The organism is Paenibacillus sp. RU5M, from assembly GCF_900221055.1.
Taxonomy (GTDB): domain Bacteria; phylum Bacillota; class Bacilli; order Paenibacillales; family Paenibacillaceae; genus Paenibacillus; species Paenibacillus marchantiae.
On the sequence record NZ_OBQM01000004.1, the window covers coordinates 211,186 to 231,132 of the forward strand.

The 19,947-nt window shown below is 47.6% G+C and carries 17 protein-coding genes; 16 read left to right on the forward strand and 1 reads right to left on the reverse strand.

Features of this window, described 5'->3' with window-relative positions:
- Positions 1 to 354 precede the first annotated feature (354 nt).
- From CRO25_RS14830 to CRO25_RS14915, 16 genes are all read left to right on the forward strand, one after another.
- Entirely contained in the window at positions 355 to 1,248 is an 894-nt protein-coding gene (locus CRO25_RS14830; RefSeq protein ID WP_240321538.1) for a sugar ABC transporter permease, read from the forward strand.
- 16 nt (positions 1,249 to 1,264) lie between these two features.
- On the forward strand, positions 1,265 to 2,146 hold the full coding sequence (locus CRO25_RS14835; RefSeq protein WP_079695531.1) for a carbohydrate ABC transporter permease: 882 nt from the start codon (positions 1,265 to 1,267) through the stop codon (positions 2,144 to 2,146).
- A gap of 56 nt (positions 2,147 to 2,202) precedes the next feature.
- A complete protein-coding gene (locus CRO25_RS14840) occupies positions 2,203 to 3,810 on the forward strand; it encodes an ABC transporter substrate-binding protein (protein WP_079695532.1) in 1,608 nt (535 codons plus the stop codon).
- Positions 3,811 to 3,908: 98 nt separating this feature from the next.
- Positions 3,909 to 5,390 carry a glycoside hydrolase family 32 protein gene (locus CRO25_RS14845; protein ID WP_079695533.1) on the forward strand — a complete coding sequence of 494 codons (1,482 nt, stop codon included), beginning with the start codon at positions 3,909 to 3,911 and terminating at the stop codon, positions 5,388 to 5,390.
- 20 nt (positions 5,391 to 5,410) lie between these two features.
- Positions 5,411 to 6,304 (forward strand): ROK family protein, encoded by an 894-nt coding sequence (locus CRO25_RS14850; RefSeq protein ID WP_079695534.1) that lies wholly within the window; start codon positions 5,411 to 5,413, stop codon positions 6,302 to 6,304.
- A gap of 408 nt (positions 6,305 to 6,712) precedes the next feature.
- A complete protein-coding gene (locus tag CRO25_RS14855) occupies positions 6,713 to 7,057 on the forward strand; it encodes a Na-translocating system protein MpsC family protein (protein WP_024632855.1) in 345 nt (114 codons plus the stop codon).
- Positions 7,058 to 7,534: 477 nt separating this feature from the next.
- Positions 7,535 to 8,605 carry an ABC transporter substrate-binding protein gene (locus CRO25_RS14865; protein WP_063567243.1) on the forward strand — a complete coding sequence of 357 codons (1,071 nt, stop codon included), beginning with the start codon at positions 7,535 to 7,537 and terminating at the stop codon, positions 8,603 to 8,605.
- 107 nt (positions 8,606 to 8,712) lie between these two features.
- Positions 8,713 to 9,651 (forward strand): nucleoside hydrolase, encoded by a 939-nt coding sequence (locus tag CRO25_RS14870; protein WP_079695535.1) that lies wholly within the window; start codon positions 8,713 to 8,715, stop codon positions 9,649 to 9,651.
- A 281-nt stretch (positions 9,652 to 9,932) separates the two neighbouring features.
- Complete coding sequence (locus CRO25_RS14875; protein WP_063567190.1) at positions 9,933 to 10,751, forward strand: ABC transporter permease; 819 nt, start codon at positions 9,933 to 9,935, stop codon at positions 10,749 to 10,751.
- A 4-nt stretch (positions 10,752 to 10,755) separates the two neighbouring features.
- Positions 10,756 to 11,547, forward strand: a complete 792-nt coding sequence (locus CRO25_RS14880) for an ABC transporter permease (protein ID WP_024632851.1) — start codon at positions 10,756 to 10,758, stop codon at positions 11,545 to 11,547.
- 18 nt (positions 11,548 to 11,565) lie between these two features.
- Positions 11,566 to 12,624 carry an ABC transporter ATP-binding protein gene (locus CRO25_RS14885; RefSeq protein WP_079695536.1) on the forward strand — a complete coding sequence of 353 codons (1,059 nt, stop codon included), beginning with the start codon at positions 11,566 to 11,568 and terminating at the stop codon, positions 12,622 to 12,624.
- 119 nt (positions 12,625 to 12,743) lie between these two features.
- The gene (locus CRO25_RS14890; RefSeq protein WP_079695537.1) at positions 12,744 to 14,501 is read left to right on the forward strand and encodes an adenine deaminase; all 1,758 of its coding nucleotides are present in this window, start codon (positions 12,744 to 12,746) and stop codon (positions 14,499 to 14,501) included.
- A 522-nt stretch (positions 14,502 to 15,023) separates the two neighbouring features.
- Complete coding sequence (locus CRO25_RS14900) at positions 15,024 to 15,764, forward strand: HAD family hydrolase (protein WP_079695539.1); 741 nt, start codon at positions 15,024 to 15,026, stop codon at positions 15,762 to 15,764.
- Positions 15,765 to 16,105: 341 nt separating this feature from the next.
- Entirely contained in the window at positions 16,106 to 16,585 is a 480-nt protein-coding gene (locus tag CRO25_RS14905) for a Dps family protein (RefSeq protein WP_063567195.1), read from the forward strand.
- 128 nt (positions 16,586 to 16,713) lie between these two features.
- Positions 16,714 to 17,919 (forward strand): nitric oxide synthase oxygenase, encoded by a 1,206-nt coding sequence (locus tag CRO25_RS14910; protein ID WP_079695540.1) that lies wholly within the window; start codon positions 16,714 to 16,716, stop codon positions 17,917 to 17,919.
- 143 nt (positions 17,920 to 18,062) lie between these two features.
- Positions 18,063 to 18,533, forward strand: a complete 471-nt coding sequence (locus CRO25_RS14915; protein WP_079695541.1) for an NUDIX hydrolase — start codon at positions 18,063 to 18,065, stop codon at positions 18,531 to 18,533.
- Between the two features lie 37 nt (positions 18,534 to 18,570).
- On the opposite strand, the gene CRO25_RS14920 is transcribed toward CRO25_RS14915, so the two are convergent.
- A complete protein-coding gene (locus CRO25_RS14920) occupies positions 18,571 to 19,842 on the reverse strand; it encodes an MFS transporter (protein WP_179132186.1) in 1,272 nt (423 codons plus the stop codon).
- Positions 19,843 to 19,947 lie beyond the last annotated feature (105 nt).

Here is a 19,947-nt window from a genome sequence, read left to right on the forward strand (position 1 = left end):
AGTTTCGTTACAAATGATAATTAGTTCGAAGTATCCTACTGATGATAAGGGGAATGACAGATTTAAGGGAATTAAACAAACGTTATATATACCATTTAATGCACATTCATAACTCGAAAAATACACAAAATGTTATCAAATGCACAATTATTTTTTTACAAAATGTATTGACTAATGCCTAGATTACCTGCTAAATTGTAAATTATTAAATGAGCAATTGTAAATATTGAAAGCCCTTACTACAAACAATTGTCAACTTCAGGAATGAACGGAGGTCATGTGTTGGATAACACGGTGGATACCAAAAAGGGTACTGGAAGGGCGTTGAAAGAGAGGACATCAACCGGTCACAGGATGCAGCAGTTCAAAAAGAATTATTTTTTGTATTTGTTACTCGCACCAGCTCTGATCCTGACCCTTATCTTCAAATACATCCCGATGTACGGAGCCATTATCGCATTTAAGGATTTTAGTCCAATCAAAGGCATCATGGGCAGTGAGTGGGTAGGACTAAAGCATTTCGAGAAATTTATAGCTTCACCCAATTTCGATATCATTTTAATGAATACGCTTAAACTGAGCTTTTTGGGGTTGATATTCAGTTTTCCGGTGCCCATTCTACTTGCTCTTATGCTCAATCAGGTACGTAAAGCCGGAGTGAAAAAAAATATTCAATTGTTTCTGTATGCACCCAACTTCATATCGGTTGTTGTCGTTGTGGGTATGCTGTTCATCTTCCTATCCCCGACAGGACCGGTTAACCAATTCGCGACATGGATTACCGGTCATCCAATTATGTTCATGTCCGAGCCGGAATATTTCCGCTGGATCTACATTTTGTCGGATATTTGGACCGGAGCAGGCTGGGCTTCCATCATTTATGTCGCTGCTTTGGCCAATGTCGATCCGGAACTTCACAATGCAGCCAATCTGGATGGAGCCAATCTACTTCAGCGTATACGCCACATCGACCTTCCGACGATTCGTCCGATTATGGCTATCGTATTTATTCTTGCCGCTGGCGGAATCATGTCGATTGGATTTGAGAAGGCCTACCTGATGCAGACGTCCATGAACCTGCCTTCCTCCGAGATCATTGCCACGTATGTCTACAAGGTGGGCTTGCAGTCCGGAGATTACGCTTATTCTGCGGCAGTGGGATTGTTCAACTCGGTCATCAATGTCATTTTGCTGGTGACTGTGAATCTGATTGTGAAGAAATTGAATGAAGGCGAAGGCCTCTATTAGGAAAGGAGTATTATCCATGGTAGTCAAACACACGGGAATGGATCGTCTGATCCTCGCACTGAACGCCATCTTTCTCACCTGTGCTGTACTGGTTGTGGTCGTTCCTTTGATTTACATCGTTATCGCCTCATTTATGGACCCTACTGTGCTTCTGAATCGGGGATTGTCCTTCAATGTATCCGACTGGAGTCTGGATGGGTATCAGATGATTCTATCCAATCCGGCTATGATTCGAGGGTTTGCCAATGCGGTGCTGTACTCGGTTTCCTTTGCACTCGTAACGGTGACTGTCTCGATATTTGCAGGTTATGCCTTGTCTGATGAAAGGCTGGCTGGGCGGGGATTTTTCATGATTATATTTATCATCACGATGTTCTTCGGTGGCGGTTTGATCCCTACCTATCTGCTTGTTCGTAATCTCGGCATGCTGGACACGGTATGGGCCATTATCATCCCAGGCGCAGTCAACGTATGGAACATCATTCTCTCCAGAACCTTCTTCAAAGGGGTACCGCGAGAACTGAAAGAAGCCGCCAATGTGGATGGCGCCTCCGAGATGAAGATTTTCTTCCAGATCGTCATTCCGTTATCAAAACCTATCATTTTTGTCCTCGCGTTGTACGCGTTTGTAGGGCAGTGGAATTCCTATTTTGACGCCATGATCTATCTGGATAATCCGAACCTCCATCCGTTACAACTCGTACTGCGCTCCATTCTGATTCAGAATCAGGCTGCACCGGGCATGATCAGTGATCAGCTTGCGATGGCAGAACTGAAACGGCTCTCGGAAATGATCAAATATTCAGCCATTGTCATTTCGAGTCTGCCACTCATCATCATGTATCCGTTCTTTCAGAAATATTTCGAAAAAGGTGTCATGGTAGGTTCACTCAAATAGTGAACAGCCTGAAATATAGCGCGCTCGATCCAACATAATCCACGGAGGTCATTATCATGAAAAAAGTGAACAAGTCCAGAAAAGCCGCTACAACGGCATCCATCTCCATGTTGTCAGCTATGCTCCTGCTCTCGGCTTGTGGCGGGGGAGGAGGCGGTGCAGCGAGTGAAGCTCAGTCACCTGATGGCAAAGTGACATTGAATTTTATAACACAGAGCTCTCCCCTGGCTCCGTCTGATCCGAACGAGAAGCTGATTAACAAGAGACTCGAAGAGAAAACCAATGTGCATATCAACTGGAAGAACTATACGAGTGATGTGTTCGCGGAAAAAAGAAACCTGGCGGTAGCCAGCGGTGATTTGCCGGATGCTATTTTTGACGCAGGTTATGGGGATTATGATCTGCTGAAACTGGCGAAGGACGGGGCCATCATTCCACTGGAAGACCTGATTGAGCAATACATGCCGAATCTGCAAAAGGTGCTGGAGGAAGCTCCCGAATACAAAAGCATGATTACGGCTCCAGACGGACATATTTATTCCTTTCCCTGGATTGAGGAGCTCGGAAGTGGCAAGCAGCGCATACAGGCGGTTGATGACTTGCCCTGGATCAATGTGGAGTGGCTGAACAAGCTTGGATTGAAGATGCCAACGACGACCGAAGAGCTGAAACAAGTGCTGATTGCGTTCAAAACCCAGGATCCCAACGGTAATGGTAAGGCGGACGAAATCCCGTTGTCTTTCATTAACAAGCCTGGCGGAGAAGATCTGACATTTCTCTTTGCCGCATTTGGACTTGGAGAGAACTCGGATCACACGGTTGTAACCAACGATGGAAAAGTGGTATTCACGGCAGCTGATGAAGGCTACAAGGAAGCGGTCAAATATATTCACGAATTGGTTCAGGAAGGTCTCGTGGACATCGAAGCGTATCAGCAGGATTGGAATACGTATCTGGCCAAGGGCAAAGACAACAAGTATGGCATGTACTTCACTTGGGATAAGGCCAACATTACAGGCATGAATGATACCTATGATGTTCTGCCTCCGGTTGCCGGGCCCAATGGAGAGGTTAATGTTGCACGTACGAATGGTATTGGTCTCGACCGGGGACGTATGGTTATTACGAGCAGCAATAAAAATCTGGAATCCACGGCGAAGTGGGTGGACCAATTGTACGATCCGCTCCAATCCGTGCAGAACAACTGGGGAACCTACGGCGATGAGACACAGCAGAATATATTTGAATTCGATGAAGCCAAAGGCATGCTGAAGCATCTTCCGCTGGAAGGCTCTGCACCTGTTGAGCTCAGACAGAAAACGAGTATATCAGGACCACTGGCCATTCTCGACAGTTACTATGATAAATACACGACCAAACCGGATGATGCCGCATGGCGTATGGAATTGCTTGACAAAGTTATGGTTCCACATATGAAAGCAGAAAACGTCTATCCAAAAGTGTTCTTCTCGATTGATGAACTCGACCGCCTCTCCACGATTGAGACCGATCTGTTCGCCTATGTGCTGCGTATGCGCACGGAATGGTATCAGAACGGAAAGATCGATCAGGAGTGGGATGCTTATCTGAAAGAGCTGGATCGTCTTGGCTTGCAAGAGTGGCTTCAAATTAAACAAGCGGGATATGACCGCAATACCCAATAAAACAAACTCGATGAGGAGACTCTGCCGTACATAGCATTAAGGTGCGTGAGTGAAGCAAGTCTCCTCTTCAACGGTTTGAATCAAAGGAGTAAACCAACATGTCTACCATTTCAACAACGGATTACCGGGGCGCCTATCACTTCTCGCCCAAGAAAAATTGGATGAATGACCCCAACGGTATGGTATTTTTCAAAGGCGAGTATCACTTGTTCTATCAGCATCATCCATTTGGCACAACATGGGGACCGATGCATTGGGGACACGCGGTGACCAAGGACCTGGTTACCTGGGAAGAGCTGCCTGTGGCTTTGGCGCCGGATGAGCATGGCATGATATTTTCCGGCAGCGCCGTGGTGGACTGGAACAATACGTCCGGATTCTTTGACGATGAACCAGGACTGGTGGCTATTTTCACCCATCATCAGGAGGTGCCAAACAATCCTCCCGTTCAGTCTCAGAGCCTCGCATATAGCAAGGATAGCGGCAGAACATGGATGAAATACGAGGACAATCCGGTACTGGAGCATGAGTCGTTCGTGGATTTCCGTGATCCCAAAGTGTTCTGGCATGAACAGACCAAGGAATGGATTATGATTATCGCTTGTGGTCAAACGGTATGTCTGTACCATTCCTCCAATCTGAAGGATTGGACACTGGGCAGTGAATTCGGCGCAGGGATCGGTTCGCATGATGGCGTATGGGAGTGCCCTGACCTGTTCCCGCTGGCCGTGGATGGAGATGCGAGCCAGGAGAAATGGGTGATGCTCGTCAGCATTGGTGCAGATCCGGCCTTCAAAGAAGGCTCCAGAACGCAATACTTCACCGGAGATTTTGATGGCATTACATTTGTTCCTGATGAAGCTTCCCATACCGTTCGCTGGCTTGATCATGGTCGGGATAACTACGCAGGGGTCAGTTGGTCCGACATTCCGGCCGAAGACGGCAGACGTCTGTTTATGGGCTGGATGAGCAACTGGATGTATGCCAATCAGACACCAACCGAAGCATACCGCGGCGCGATGACCATTGCGAGAGAGCTGACATTGGAGAAAAGGGACGGCGAAGTCCTGCTGGTTCAGCGTCCTGCACGCGAGTTGGAGCAAGCCCGCACGCCAGTACTGTCCTTACAGAATGCTTCCATCAGACAAGTGAGTGAGCAGTTGAACACCTTGCGCCTTGTAAACTATGAGATTCATGCGGAATGGCCTTCTGATCAATCTGTTCAATTTGCATTACGAAGTGGTGCGGACAACGAAACGCTCATCGGCGTGGACGCTCGTCAGAATGAGGTATATGTTGATCGCAGTCGATCGGGTATTATCGATTTTCATGAACATTTCCTGGGTCGCCATGCAGCTGGATTAAAAGCAGTGGACGGCAACCAACATCTGCGTATCTTTGTGGATTACTCATCCGTAGAGGTATTTGCCAATGACGGTCAAGCGGTTATTACGGATCTGATCTATCCGGATGCGGGTTCCGAGGGAATCTCTGTTCAGTCCGAGAATAAGGATGTAGTATTTTCTTCGCTTCATATCTACGAGCTATCCCCCATCCGAGTTGAAGGTCAGTCGGAATAATCGCGAGGGGGGACAGTAAGATGCGTATAGGAGCAATAGAAGCCGGTGGAACGAAGTTTGTATGTGGTGTAGGTAACGAGCGAGGGGAAATTGAAGATTGGTGCAGCTTTCCAACGGAACATCCCCAGACCACACTGGCGAAGGTTATTGACTATTTCAGGGATAAAGGAGTAGCCGCAATCGGAATCGGCTCCTTTGGTCCGATTGATCTGCAACCCGATAGCCCCACCTATGGTTACATTACAACAACGCCCAAGCCAGGGTGGGAAAACTGTAATGTTATTGGATCATTGAAGCGCGAATTCCCGATTCCCTTCGGATGGGATACGGATGTGAATGCAGCGGCCCTTGGAGAAGTCACTTGGGGAGCAGCAAAGGGATTGGAAAACTGTGTGTATTATACAATCGGCACAGGTGTTGGGATTGGACTTGTGGCGGGAGGTAAACGTGTGCATGGATTGCTGCACCCAGAGGGTGGGCACATCCGGACGAGACGGCACCCGGAGGATCATTTTGCCGGATTATGTCCATATCATGGCGATTGCTTGGAGGGCATGGCTGCGGGGCCAGCCATTCAAGCCCGCTGGCAGAGCCCTGGCAGCGAACTGCCGGCAGACCACCCTGCCTGGGAGATCGAATCCTTTTACATTGCGGAGTCCATCACGACAGCCATTCTGCTTCATTCCCCGCAAAAGGTCATCTTGGGCGGAGGGGTGATGCAGCAAAGTCATCTGTTCCCCATGATCCGGGAGCGGGTTGTACGAAATCTGAATGGTTATGTGAATGCAGCCTCAATAACGCAACATATCAATCAATATATTGTCCAGCCGGGATTGGGCCAGCACGCAGGACTATGCGGTGCCCTTGCATTGGGTTTAGAGGCATTGCAGCAACATCCAACGTCGGCTTTATAATTTCTTATATTAATAATGTCCCAGAAGGGACGGATGCAGGTTCACTTGGCTATGTGACCTCACCGTCCTTTGTGGGATTTTTGTCTCATTTACTACAAGAAAAAGTACGCCACGGTTCAAGGCGGATCAGGAAAAGGTGATGCTCAGTCGTTTTGAGTTTCATCCAGAGAACGAGTATCAAAATTGGGTTTTTAAGCAAGAATAATAGAGAAAAGAGATACAGGTAACGCTAAGCACGCTCACGGTGAATATTTACGAATTGTTTTCGCTAGTTTATACCTATCGTTCGCTTTTATGTGTTATTTGCATGTTAACTATATCTTTTGGGTTGCCTAAAATCGTAGATATATGTATAATCAATCGTGTTAACACGTCGAACGTACGGTAGTAAATGATGTGGGTGAGTTCATGGAACTGCTGGACAGCAATGAGAGCAAGAAGAAGATGTGCCAGTATTATAACGAAATTTCGAAGGAACTGTTCGGCTTTGGGACCACTCTCCTGAGAGTGACCATTGATCAGAACATTGTAACCTTCTACGCGAAGCACCGACGTTCACCGCGCTCTGACGCCCTGGAAGGGGAGGCCCCCGGCTTGAAGCTGGAAGTGGACTTCCGCATGTCTGTCTTGTATAAGAAGAAATTCAGGGAGAAGTTGGAGCAGCACATGGGTTTGCCAATCGAAGCTGTATTACGGGATTACGATGCGTCCACGCAGTGGGCCATCACGAATGTGATATTGGAACAAGCATAGGATGGATCGACAGGTTCGATGCATGCGGTGCGAACGATTCTAATTCATCATTCGGATTCCAAACAATTTCATATGATGGCGTCTGACTTCGGATTGATTCTGAAGCAGAAACCGATGATGTACCGGCAGCGGGTGTCGCTTTCCTTTGTTTACGAAGAAAAGTGTTCTTGTTTATACAAGAATGCTTTTCTTTTTGTTTTTTTAAGTTGAACTAGCCCTAAATAACGCATGTACCCTTCGAAAATCAGAAGACCTTCCGATCGCTGTTATCCCCAGATTTCTTTTATTCCCTTTAATAAAGGTAGAAATCTTGTGATAGCTTATGTTTCCGAAGAAGCTTTCTTTCAGAAAGCTTTTAGGCGAACACTTCGTTTCTCCAGATTCTTTCTGTTTTCTACGTGAAATGCGTTATCAAGCTAGTTCAACTTAATGGTTTGGGTTGTTAAATCACACATATCAGGGGGAATCAGGATCATGATGAAAAAGTGGATTAGCGGTTTGGCGGCAGTGGCAATGACATCGGTATTACTTGCAGGATGCGGCAGCAGCACAGAGAACGCAACAGGCGGATCAGGCAGCGGAGGCACGGCGCCAACCAAACTGGTCATCTCCACTTGGGGGTTCTCGGAAGATTTCTTCAATGAAGAAGTATTTGGTCCATTTGAAAAAGAACATAATGTAGACATTGTGCTTGAAGTGGGTAACAACGCTGAGCGTTTAAACAAAATTCGCCAAGGTACATCCAATGTGGATGTGATCTATTTGTCCGATTACTATGCACAGCAAGGTATTGATGAAGGTTTGTTTGAGAAAATCGACCGCTCTAAAATTCCGAATGTGAATGATATTTATGATATTGCCAAAGCACCGCTTGGCGAAGATTACGGCCCGGCCTATACGGTTGGACAGCTCGGAATCGCTTATAATCCAGACCTCGTTAACAAAGAAGTCACTTCATGGGCAGATCTGTGGGACCCGGCGTTTGCGGGTAACCTGACCATTCCGAATATTACGGCAACAGCAGGCCCAATGGTATTGGATGCAGCTTCCCGTGTAGCCGGAAACGAAACGTTTAATGAAGATGCAGCATTTGCGGAACTGAAAAAATTAAGCAGCAACGTTGTTAAATTCTACACGCAAACTTCCGAATTCGTGAACATGTTCTCCCAAGAAGAGATTGCGGGCGGACCGATTATGGAAATGTACTTCAAAGACCTGAAAGCGGCAGTTCCAAATGCGAAGTTTGTTACACCTAGCGAAGGTGCATATGCAGTCATGAATACGATCAATGTCGTGAAAGGCAGTAAGAACAAAGAACTCGCTGAAGAATTCATCAACTGGCAGTTGAGCCAGGATGTACAAACCAAATCCGCCAAAGCTAAAGTGGACTCCCCGGTAAATACGAAGGTTGAATTGAATGCCGAAGAAGCTGAAGGCGTAACATATGGTGCGGACGTAGTTGGCAAGCTGAACAAGCTGGATATGGAATTTGTGAATCAACAGGCTAAAGCATGGACAGATCGTTGGAACCGCGAGATTGCACAATAAGCATAATTAGCGTTAGAACGATAAGGTTTAGAGACAGGTATAGATTGTGCTCGACAAACAAAAATTTGCAGCAAGCAATCATTGAACGACAGAGGAGTTGGGAATGTATGAGTGAAACAGGAAATCGCATCATTCTGGATGTGGATACCGGTATTGATGACGCGCTGGCCATCTTGCTGGCCGTCAAGAGTCGGAAGCTGGACATTCTCGGAATTACCACGGTCTGTGGGAATGTATCGCTCCAGCAGGCAACGGATAATACATGCAAAATTCTCGAGCTGGTGGGAGCACCCTCCATTCCGGTCATTGCCGGAGCGGCTGGGCCACTCACACGCAAGTCTCACTATGAGCACCGGGTACATGGGCAAGACGGATTGGGTGGTGCGCTGCCCGATCCGGCCGTGTCCAAGCAGGCAGATGAAGGCTTTGCGCCGGAATTTATCGTTGAACAAGCGAAGTTGTACCCAGGCGAACTAACACTAATCATGACCGCGCCATTAACGAATCTGGCGCTTGCGTTAATGAAGTGTCCTGAGCTGCCTACATTATTGAAGGAAGTCATCTTCATGGGTGGCGTCGTTCGTGGACATGGCAATGTTACCCCTACTGCGGAGTACAACACGTACGCCGATCCCGAAGCCGCACGCATTGTATTGCACGCAGGTTTCGAGAAGCTTACGCAGGTGGGCTTGGATGTTACCCGCCAAACGCTGCTGAATGAAGAAGCCATCGGACGATTAACTGATCCGGTATTGCGCAATTACGTGGCACAGAGCACGGAGATTTACATCAAGCGGTATGAAGAAATGAACGGCATTCGCGCTTGTGCCCTGCATGATCCACTGGCCGTTGGTGTCGCTCTTGCCCCGGAACTGGTTGGACGCAAATCGTATTACGTTGATGTAGAGACGGCCAGCCGTTTGTGCGATGGTCAGATGGTATGTGACTTCCAAAACCGTTTGGGTGAACAACCCAACACACTCGTCTGCGAAACAGTAGACGCCGAAGCATTTCTTGAGTTGTTTATTAATGCGTTAAATGCGTAGCTATGATCTTCACGGCATTGGGGTACAGTCTAAAAATCAATCCTTACGTATTTCGCTGGTAGTGGAGGGGACGAAATCGATTCTGTAGAAGCGAAGCGTTCGCCTTTATCCTTGGATTTTTCCTTCTAACAGAAGGCGATCAAGAAAATCCAAGGATAACAGCGATCGAAAGAACGATTCGTAACCGTAACGGTTGGTGCGACGAACGTATAGCATTTATTTTGAAATGTGCTCCAATGAAACGTGTGAATAAAACCATTTTATAAGTCAGGAGTACCGCGATGAAGAAATCAGTATACTGGCTATTGCTGCCGGGATTTGTGTTTTTGGCGGCATTTATGATCATTCCGATTGTCCTGACGATCGGATCGACGTTTTTTCAAGAAAACTCCTTCACGTTTGAAGGATACATGCATTTTTTCAGAGACCCTTACTTTTTGAAAATATTGCTTACGACGCTGCAGGTCAGCGTGGTCACCACCATCGTCTGCGTGGTGCTCGGATTCCCGACAGCTTATTATATTTCACAGAAAGCGCCGCGTCGCAAAGGAATTCTGCTCGCGCTGGCAATCTTCCCGCTGCTTACGAGCCCGGTTGTGCGCTCGTTTAGCTGGATGATTATTCTGGGACGCAAAGGGCTGATTAACAACGCCCTTGTTGGGCTTGGTATCGTGGACAAGCCGCTGGATATTCTTTATACGCCGGCAGCCATGATGATTGGTTTGACCCATCTGTTCCTGCCACTTATGATCATTTCCCTGGTCGGTGTGCTTGAGAACATCGATGGTGATCTGCTCAAGGCAGCACAGAGCCTGGGTGCATCCCGCTTCACGGCATTCCGCCGGGTGGTGTTCCCGCTGGCTGTGCCAGGGCTTGTTATCGGAGCCGTACTTGTTTTTGTCGGAAGCCTGACGGCTTATACGACGCCTGCACTATTGGGAGGCAAACAGCGCGTAATTGCGACGTTCCTCTATCAGAACGCCATGACCCTGAACGACTGGTATCTGGCCTCGGTCGTTGCTGCGATTATGATTGTCATTACGTTTGTCGTGGTCGGTGTCATGAACAAAATGGCCAAAACTTTAAATCCGAAGGGGTAGACATATGCGGGAGAAACATATCGGGCTGGGCCTGTTCAGTCTGCTGGTCTTTATCTTTCTGCTGGGCCCGCTTCTGATCATCTCGGTGACTTCGTTTGAACCGGGGACGGTACTCAAATTTCCGCCGGAGGGCTTTTCCCTCCGCTGGTACGAGAATATTTTCAACACAGGCGGTTTCCTCCGCACGTTCCAGACGTCCATCATCATTTCCCTGCTGGGAAATTTGCTGGCGCTGTTGCTCGGGGTTCCGGCTGCGTACGCACTTAGTCGTTATGATTTCAAAGGCAAGTCCGTGCTGAATGCATTGTTCCTGTCTCCGGTACTCATTCCGGGAATCGTGCTTGGTTTTACATTGATGAAATACTTGATCGTAATCTATCATCTGCCGATGTATCTGGGCCTGCTGATCGGTCACACGATTATTATGCTTCCATTTATCATTCGCGTTATCGCATCGAGTCTGTCGAGCTTTGACTTTGCAGTAGAAGAAGCAGCCCTGAGTCTCGGCGCAGGACGGGTTAGAACGTTCTTCCAGATCGTGCTGCCCAACATTCGCTCAGGAATTCTCGCGGCGGTGCTGATTGCCTTTTTGGAGTCGTTCAACAACGTGGACATTTCCGTGTTTATGACCGGACCAGGGGTAAGCACATTGCCAATTCAGATGCTGACCTATGTAGAAAATTATTTTGACCCAACCATTGCAGCCATTTCCGTGCTTTTGATGGTATTAACTGGACTTTTAATGTTCGTGATCGAACGGATCATGGGCGGATTCTCATACTTTACTAAACGTTAATTGGAGGCGCAGAACGCTATGGCATTGCTGACATTGGATCGCGTATCGGTGGCTTACGATAACCAGACGATCCTGAAGGATTTTCAATTGGAGCTGGAAAAAGGTAAGCTGCTCTCCCTGCTCGGACCGAGCGGTTGCGGCAAAACAACTACGCTGCGCCTCATCGCCGGATTCCTGGAAGCAACACAGGGTAAGTTTATGTTCGGCGGCAAGGATTATACGAAGGTTCCGGTAAACAAGCGGAATTTCGGATTTGTATTTCAGAGTTATGCGCTGTTCCCGCATCTGTCTGTCTATGACAACGTGGCCTTCGGCCTGCGGATGCGCAAGGTAAAAGATAAGGATATTTCTTCACGCGTAATGCGCATCCTTGAAGTGGTGAACCTGAACGGCTTTGAGAAACGCTTCCCGCAGGAACTGTCCGGTGGACAGCGTCAGCGTGTGGCGATTGCCCGCGCACTCGTCATTGAACCGGATTTGCTGTTGTTCGATGAACCGCTTAGTAACCTGGATGCCAACCTGCGGCTGAATATGCGGGTGGAGATCCGCCGGATTCAGCAGGAACTGGGCATTACGACACTTTATGTCTCTCATGATCAGGAGGAGTGCTTCTCCATCTCGGATCAGGTAGCGATTATGAACAAAGGCGTTGTCGAGCAGCTCGACCGCCCAGAGACGATTTTTAAATACCCGGCCACAGAATTTGTAGCCCAATTTATCGGCTTCCACAATTTTATTGAATTCGCAGAGCGCAGTGATGCAGGAGAGGTGATCACGCTGAAAGCCGGTGGTCGTTTGTTCACGGCAACAGCGCATCCAGGAACAGCACGTCCCGGTGCACGCAAAGGTGCGATTCGCCCGGATGATCTGTTGGTTAGCGGAGATATCTCTGGGGACATGGCAAATGCTTTGCCAGGGATTATCAAAGTAAGCACGTACCTTGGGCGCAGTTATCAGTACGTCATTGAGACAGAACTTGGCGACTTCACAGCCAATCAGGAGATGGAGACACCTTATCTCAGCGGACAGCGGGTTAATCTGATTTTCCCGCAGGATAAACTTGTCCTTGTGGAATAGCAGCAGGAAGCAGAAGCAGCAAAAGAGGCATTTATCGGCTGACTCCAGAGCAATATAGCTAGTTGTAGCTGCTGCTCTGGATCGCTGTAAGATGCTCATGAAGAAGGAGATTATGCCCCATGCGTGCAGATCAACTAATTAAGAATGTACATGTGTATAACAGTTATTATAAACGATTCGAAATGAACAACGTGGCTGTACTGGACGGTAGATTTATGTATGTTGGGCCAGACGGACCGGAGATGATTGAAGCCGATGAAGTGATTGATGCACGTGGACGTTACATGATTCCGGGCCTTATTGATATTCATCTGCACATTGAGAGTACGATGGTGACACCGGCAACCTTTTCCCATGGCCTGATCCGCTGCGGGGTAACGTCCATTGTGGCGGAACCGCATGAGATGGCGAACGTGTTTGGGCTGGAAGGTGTGCAGGAGATGATGTCGGCCAGTCGTGAGACAACGGTAGACATGTTCTACGCTATCCCAAGCTCCGTTCCAGCGACGCCGATGGAAACAACAGGTGGTTCAATCGAAATCGAAGACATGGATGTGCTCCTTGCTACTGGAGAGATCATCTGTCTGGGCGAAATCATGAACTATGTGGACGTCATCCGTGATCCGGAATGCAAGACCAATCAGATTCTTCAGCATATTCGCAAAAACTATCCAGATCTTGTGATCGAAGGTCATACACCGAAATTGCTTGGGCTGGATCTGCACCGACTGATCTATGCGGGCATCGATTCCGATCATACGCATCAGAGCATTGAGGGCTTGCAGGCGCGAATTGCGGCAGGTATGTTCATTGAAATTCAGGAAAAATCGATGACGCCAGAAGTCATGGAATACCTGATTCAGCATGATGTCGCTCAGCATTTTTGCTTCGTAACGGACGATGTTATGCCGGATTCGCTGGTGGAACGGGGACATCTGGATCATATCGTACGTAAGGCCATTCGGATGGGTATGCGCCCCGAAGATGCGATTTACGCTGCAACTTCAACCCCTGCATCCCGTATGAAATTGACTGATCGAGGTAGCATTGCCCCAGGCAAAGTGGCGGATTATGTGCTATTGTCCAACTTAGATACACTTGCAGTAGAGCAGGTATACAAAAATGGCCGTAAAGCTTATGACGACTACGAACCGTACAAGCAGGACCGAATTAGTGGACAGTTCCCACCTCACTTTTACCAAAGCGTGCAATTGGATCTGCTGGGAGTCGAAGATTTCGCAATCCGTTTGTCTGATCCGAAGGTGAATGGGCAAAGTGGAGCATCTGACTCAGACGCGCAGTTATCTGAAAATGGTTTAAACAACTGCCGGGTCATGATGGTGAAGGATGGTTCAACCTTTGTGGAAGAGCATATTGCACAGGTTCAGGCTGCGAATGGTGAGCTGCTCTGGGAAGAAAGCGAATATGGACAGATTGCGACCTTTGAACGTTATGGTGTGAATGGTAACCGAGCACATGGTTTGATTGGTGGAGACACGATCAAGCGTGGTGCCATTGCAACAACATATTCACATGATAACCACAACCTATTGGTCGTAGGGCGCAATCGTGAAGATATGATCTTGGCAGCTAACACGGTTATTTCGAGCCAAGGTGGGTTCTGTGTGGTGGAAGACGGCAAAGTGTTGTCCCATCTCGAACTCCCTGTTGGCGGCATTCTGACGGAGGAACCGCTGGCTGTAGTGTCACACCAAGTGAAAGAGCTGCGTGCAGCGATGTTGTCTCTTGGTTATGTGCACTATAACCCAATCATGTCCATCAGTACCCATTCTCTTGCGGTAAGTCCGGCTCTGAAAATTACGGATCACGGCCTGATTGATGTGAATGCAGGTAAGGTTGTTCCGTTGATACTTTAATTGGAATACACACAATTCGTGATGTATCTCCAATTAGATGATTGATCGCGGAATACTGTAAATAAGTTAAAGTGAAGAATTAGAAAAAGGTAGGTATACTGTAGAGAAAGAATACAGTGCACCTACCTTTTTTTTGAAGCTCATTTATGGCAATGATAACATTTATATATTCGATGTGAATTATCAATGCGTCTTCATTTTCTTGAGAGTTGCTGCATAGCACACTGATCTTATGGCACAACTGATCATAGGATCCATGAGTATTAAGTTGCTGTATGTTGGTACAGCAGTGTAACTATAATGGATATAAATTAGCACTGATGCCGAAACAACAAAAAGGAAGAGATTTAAGACTAAGTTGTATACTTTTCGCTTGTGTTCTTTGGGATATAAGGAGAATGTCATATAATCTACCTCCTTGCAATATTCGTTATAGAAATATGCTAGCATTTATCAGGATTTATTTCCACATTATTGTAATTATTAATTAAATTTTATGAGATCGAATAAGGGAGATCCATCATGTTATCTAACGACAACGCCCCAAAAGCTATATTTTTCGATGTAGACGATACCTTGTATGACCACTTGCAGCCGCTTCGTGGCGCATTACAGCAAGTTCTTGGTTTACCAGATGATTTCCCGTATGGGGAGGCATACCATCGCTTCCGTTATTATAGCGACTGGCTGTCTGCCCAAGAAGACTTGTCTGCTGTACCGGAACCGGAAGCGGTGGAACGGATGCGTCATCGCAGATTTGAGCTAACCATGGCGGAATTTGGACATCCTCTACAGCCGGGGCAGGCTGAAGAACTGCAAGCACAGTATTTGAGTAGACAGTTTCAGATCCAGCCCTTTGAGGGAGTATATGAGCTTATTCGAAGACTTCTTGCAGAAGGGCATATGGTAGGGTTAATTACCAACGGAGAAGGAAAACATCAGCAGCGGAAGCTCGAAGCGCTGGATGTATTCAGTCTTATTCCCAAGGAACACATCTTCATATCGGGTACCCTTGGTTACGCCAAGCCGGATCGTAGATTGTTTGAGCATGTAAGCAGGCAGACGGGATCGGATTCCGGTTCCAGTTATTATATCGGCGATTCCTGGCGCAATGATGTTGTCGGTGCAGTGGATGCCGGATGGAAAGTGATCTGGTTCAACCATCGTGATGCTTTGCCAGAATCAGAGCATCAGCCTCATCACGTTGCGCGTAGTTATGAAGAGGTAAGCTGTATCCTTACATCCGAGTTAATTCAACAATAAAGCGTGCGCTATGTGCGTTGGTGCAGTCCTGATCCTCAATGAGGATTAGGGCTGTTTTTTGTTATATACCACGTGAGGATTGTCATTGTACACCGGCGAAAATCGAGGTATAGATACTAAGTGTAAGAGGTGTTAAAAGCGGTCTTCTCACACTGTCCAAACATGAAGCGTAGCTTCATGGAATCTTCATTCGAAAGAGTAGGCTGAAGCCTTCACAAAGGATAAGGGTAGTGTTATAATTAAAACAAGATTTAGATTAAGTCTAAATTAAAAAAACGGAAGCAAGTTAAATTACGTGATCAAAATCAAAACTATATCGTATTCGAGAGGGGATAAATTCCATGAGCACAATCCAAACTAGAAATAATACTTTTGCAAACCATGCCACTGAACTTCAAGAGGTCCTGAACCGCCAGATCGCAGGTTGGTCTGTACTGTACACCAAATTGCACCACTTCCACTGGTATGTGAAAGGTCCTCATTTCTTCACTCTGCATGCTAAATTCGAAGAGTTGTATAACTTGGCTACGGCGAATATGGACGAAGCCGCAGAACGTCTATTGGCGATTGGTGGACGTCCGGTCGCAACGATGGCTGAACAACTGCGGTTGTCACCTGTTGAGGAAGCACAGGGACAGTTGTCGGCTGAAAAAATGGTAGAAACCGTAGTTACTGATCTGCAAGCGATGGTGGGTGTAATTAACGAGGGTATTCAAGCAGCTGGCGAAGCTGAGGATAATGCAACTGAAGATATGTTGATTGGATTCACTGCTGCATTGGATAAAGAGGTCTGGATGTTAAACGCATTTCTGGGCAAATAAGCTAAGTTACCCTGCATCCTGAACAACGATATGTAGAGTCCGTGAACAAAGTGCCCGTTCGCTTACAAATCCGGTGTGCTTGCCGTATAATGATGGCATTCAAGATGTATAGATTGGTGGAGTGAATAATGCGGACAGACCTGGAAGAACTGCGGGATGAAGCTGAACGGTTTATATATAGATGTTATGAAGAGCTGGGCCATTCGCGTGAAGACGCGCAGGCCCGGCTTGTTGCAGTTTTGAACGAGATTGAACACACAGGCACATATGTGCATACTGCGGAGGAACTGGAGCATGGCTGTAAAATGGCATGGCGGAACAGCAATCGCTGCATCGGGCGGCTATTCTGGGATAAACTGCGCATTGTGGATGCACGTCATGCAGATACGGTTGGAACGGCAGCGGATGCTGTGATGGCGCACATCAGAGTGGCCTCCAACAAAGGGAAGATTATTCCCATGATTACCATCCTTCCACCTGATGGACCGAAGGGAGCCCCTGTGCGAATTTGGAATCACCAGTTAATCCGTTATGCCGGATATGAGACGACGGAAGGCATTGTAGGTGATCCTGCCTCCGTTGAGCTAACGAAGACAGCAATGTCGCTTGGCTGGCTGGGGGAAGGCACGCCTTATGATGTGCTTCCATTGATTATCCAGGCTAAGGGGCAAGCTCCAGAGTGGTATCCTGTGCCCGAGGAAGACATCGTGGAAGTGAAGATTGAACACCCGGAGCGTCCCGAGATTGCTGAACTGGACATGCGCTGGTACGGTGTACCAATGATTGCCGATATGCGGCTGGAGATTGGCGGCATATCTTACCCAGCAGCACCATTCAACGGCTGGTATATGGGCACTGAGATTGGCGCACGCAATCTGGCGGATACGTTTCGGTATAATAAACTACCAGCGGTAGCGGCAGCACTTGGCTTGAATACGTCGAGTGAAACGACACTTTGGAAGGATCGGGCTTTGGTAGAGCTGAATGTAGCTGTGCTGCATTCGTTCAAGAAAGCAGGCGTTAGCATTGTGGATCACCACACAGCGGCAGCGCAATTCGCCTTGTTTGAGCAGCGGGAAGAGAAAGCCGGGCGCGAACTGACAGGCGATTGGGTCTGGCTGATTCCGCCGGTGTCTCCGGCGACGACGCATATTTTCCACAGTTCCTATCGCAATGAGATTGTGAAGCCCAACTTTTTCTATGGAGATCATTCCTACACATTGGATACAGAGAAATCGGAAGCTGAACGGATGGACAGGGAAAAACAACAACCCGAGGGGGATCAGCAGCCTCATGCTGAGAACCCACCAATGAAATGCCCGTTTGCACACTGATGTGTGAACGGGTTGTTTTTTTTCTGTTTTTTCATCAAAGCACGGATTCTAAAATAGGAAATAAAGCTGAAGATTCTTTCTCTATATGGAAATTAATTGCACTTCTATAATGAGGATCATGACTTAATATAGGAGGCTTACCCATGGGTTACATTGAATCGCTTCGAGAAATGGTTGGCAATGCACCGGTTATTCTGGTGAGACCGAGTATTTTGATTTTGAATAAATCAGGTGAAATTTTGTTGGTTCGACATGTGGATCATACCTGGGGAGTACCGGGTGGGTTTATGGAGTTGGGCGAATCGGTGGAAGAGTCTGCGAGGCGAGAGGTCAAAGAGGAAATTGGAATACAGATCAAGAAACTTGTGCTATACGGCGTCTTTTCGGGGAAAGAGTTATATACGAAATTAAGAAATGGACATGAATATTATAATGTGGTCATTGGTTATATTTGCACGGAGTTTGAAGGTGAGTTGAAGCCCGATGGGGTGGAAGTTCTTGAAGCGAAGTTTTACAAGCCGACGGAATTGCCTGAGAACACAGACCCTTATTTGAAAAATAAAATCAAAGAAAATGCATTACATATCGCAACTTTATTAGGAATAAATAAATGAATGGAGGCTGCCCACTGATGTGGGCAGTCTTGTGTGTCTACACACGTTTCGATCTGTAACGGCTGCGCATCACTGCCTGAACGGCAATGGCAGCAGCAATCAGAAGCAGATTGAACACAAACACGGTATACAGCGATCCACGCTCCACAAGCAGAGCAGCCACCAGAGGGGATACGATGGAACCGATCTCTGCCACAGAGACAATTTTTCCTATGACGGAGCTCCTACCCTCGTCCGGGATATGATCCCCGATATGAGCAAAGAACGAATCCATGTAACATGCACCGCCTACGCCACCGATCAGCATGCCCACGTAAACCAGCACATACGAAGATGTGCTCAGAAAAACGACCACTTCGATGCCAATCATCAGCATGCCGAACATGCAGAGCAGCAGACGGTCACCCATACGATCAGATAGGTAACCTGCCACCGGAGCAGCCGCCAGTGTAGAGATACCAACGACGGTAAAGGCAAGACTGGTCGCAAATGGGTCCCAGTGCATGATATGAGCCGCATACAAGGAAAAATAAGTCAGAAACACGGCATAAGCACTCATCTCTAGGAAATGAACCGTACCGTAGCCAATCAGTTGCTGCCGCCGGGTAAGTCCGGTGGACGGTTCAGGAGTGATTGGGCTAGGAGTAGCGTTTACTGGAGAAACTGTATAATCGGCAGGCGTTTGCGTTGGTTTGGCATCCGTTGGAGACTCGCTTAAGTCGTGACCGTCCGCCACATTCTCAGATACAGGATTGGGCTTTGCTGCTGTCTTCATCCCCATTGCCGCAACCACAGCCATCAGACAGCACACGGTAACGAGTAAAAAAGGCACCGACAAAGGCCAATGCAACGAGAGCCAACCGCTGATGACCGGACCCAGCACCATGCCCCCACCTTCACTGCTGCTAATATAACCGTTGTAGAGCCCCCGGTTGTCGACGTTCCCCTCATCCCCAATGATGGAACGTACGACGACCGTAAGTCCGGTAGAAGCGAGCCCTTGCAGCAGCCGCAGCAGACCAAATACTAGTGCGGCAGAAGATACAGCGAAACCGCCCATACAAACAGCGAGCAGCAGAAGCATGGCAATAAGTGCCCGCTTGCCCCCGATTTTTCGATAGAGTGCCGCAGCGGGCACCCCGCCAATCACTTTACCGACATAAAAGAGTGCAAAAATAACCCCCATCATCCAGCCGGACAAGCCGAATTCCTCAATAAACAAAGGGAACAGGGGCAGGATCATGAAACCGCCCATCTGACTCAGAAAACAAATGATCATCAGCAAAGGCAGGTTACGACGAATATCCACGAACAGGACTCCTTTCACATGACTTGATTCCGAAATCCTCATGAAATCGCTCTACATGGATGCGTAGATATCGACATATACCCGTAATGTATGCTGTATTTGTGA

What these genes read in the sequence shown, in the direction of transcription:
- CRO25_RS14870 (WP_079695535.1), top strand. Translation starts at nt 8,713, where the DNA reads ATGAGTGAAACAGGAAATCGCATCATTCTGGATGTGGATACCGGTATT.
- CRO25_RS14835 (WP_079695531.1), top strand. Translation starts at nt 1,265, where the DNA reads ATGGTAGTCAAACACACGGGAATGGATCGTCTGATCCTCGCACTGAAC.
- CRO25_RS14880 (WP_024632851.1), top strand. Translation starts at nt 10,756, where the DNA reads ATGCGGGAGAAACATATCGGGCTGGGCCTGTTCAGTCTGCTGGTCTTT.
- CRO25_RS14830 (WP_240321538.1), top strand. Translation starts at nt 355, where the DNA reads ATGCAGCAGTTCAAAAAGAATTATTTTTTGTATTTGTTACTCGCACCA.
- CRO25_RS14890 (WP_079695537.1), top strand. Translation starts at nt 12,744, where the DNA reads ATGCGTGCAGATCAACTAATTAAGAATGTACATGTGTATAACAGTTAT.
- CRO25_RS14885 (WP_079695536.1), top strand. Translation starts at nt 11,566, where the DNA reads ATGGCATTGCTGACATTGGATCGCGTATCGGTGGCTTACGATAACCAG.
- CRO25_RS14855 (WP_024632855.1), top strand. Translation starts at nt 6,713, where the DNA reads ATGGAACTGCTGGACAGCAATGAGAGCAAGAAGAAGATGTGCCAGTAT.
- CRO25_RS14915 (WP_079695541.1), top strand. Translation starts at nt 18,063, where the DNA reads ATGGGTTACATTGAATCGCTTCGAGAAATGGTTGGCAATGCACCGGTT.
- CRO25_RS14865 (WP_063567243.1), top strand. Translation starts at nt 7,535, where the DNA reads ATGAAAAAGTGGATTAGCGGTTTGGCGGCAGTGGCAATGACATCGGTA.
- CRO25_RS14850 (WP_079695534.1), top strand. Translation starts at nt 5,411, where the DNA reads ATGCGTATAGGAGCAATAGAAGCCGGTGGAACGAAGTTTGTATGTGGT.
- CRO25_RS14905 (WP_063567195.1), top strand. Translation starts at nt 16,106, where the DNA reads ATGAGCACAATCCAAACTAGAAATAATACTTTTGCAAACCATGCCACT.
- CRO25_RS14910 (WP_079695540.1), top strand. Translation starts at nt 16,714, where the DNA reads ATGCGGACAGACCTGGAAGAACTGCGGGATGAAGCTGAACGGTTTATA.
- CRO25_RS14845 (WP_079695533.1), top strand. Translation starts at nt 3,909, where the DNA reads ATGTCTACCATTTCAACAACGGATTACCGGGGCGCCTATCACTTCTCG.
- CRO25_RS14840 (WP_079695532.1), top strand. Translation starts at nt 2,203, where the DNA reads ATGAAAAAAGTGAACAAGTCCAGAAAAGCCGCTACAACGGCATCCATC.
- CRO25_RS14875 (WP_063567190.1), top strand. Translation starts at nt 9,933, where the DNA reads ATGAAGAAATCAGTATACTGGCTATTGCTGCCGGGATTTGTGTTTTTG.
- CRO25_RS14900 (WP_079695539.1), top strand. Translation starts at nt 15,024, where the DNA reads ATGTTATCTAACGACAACGCCCCAAAAGCTATATTTTTCGATGTAGAC.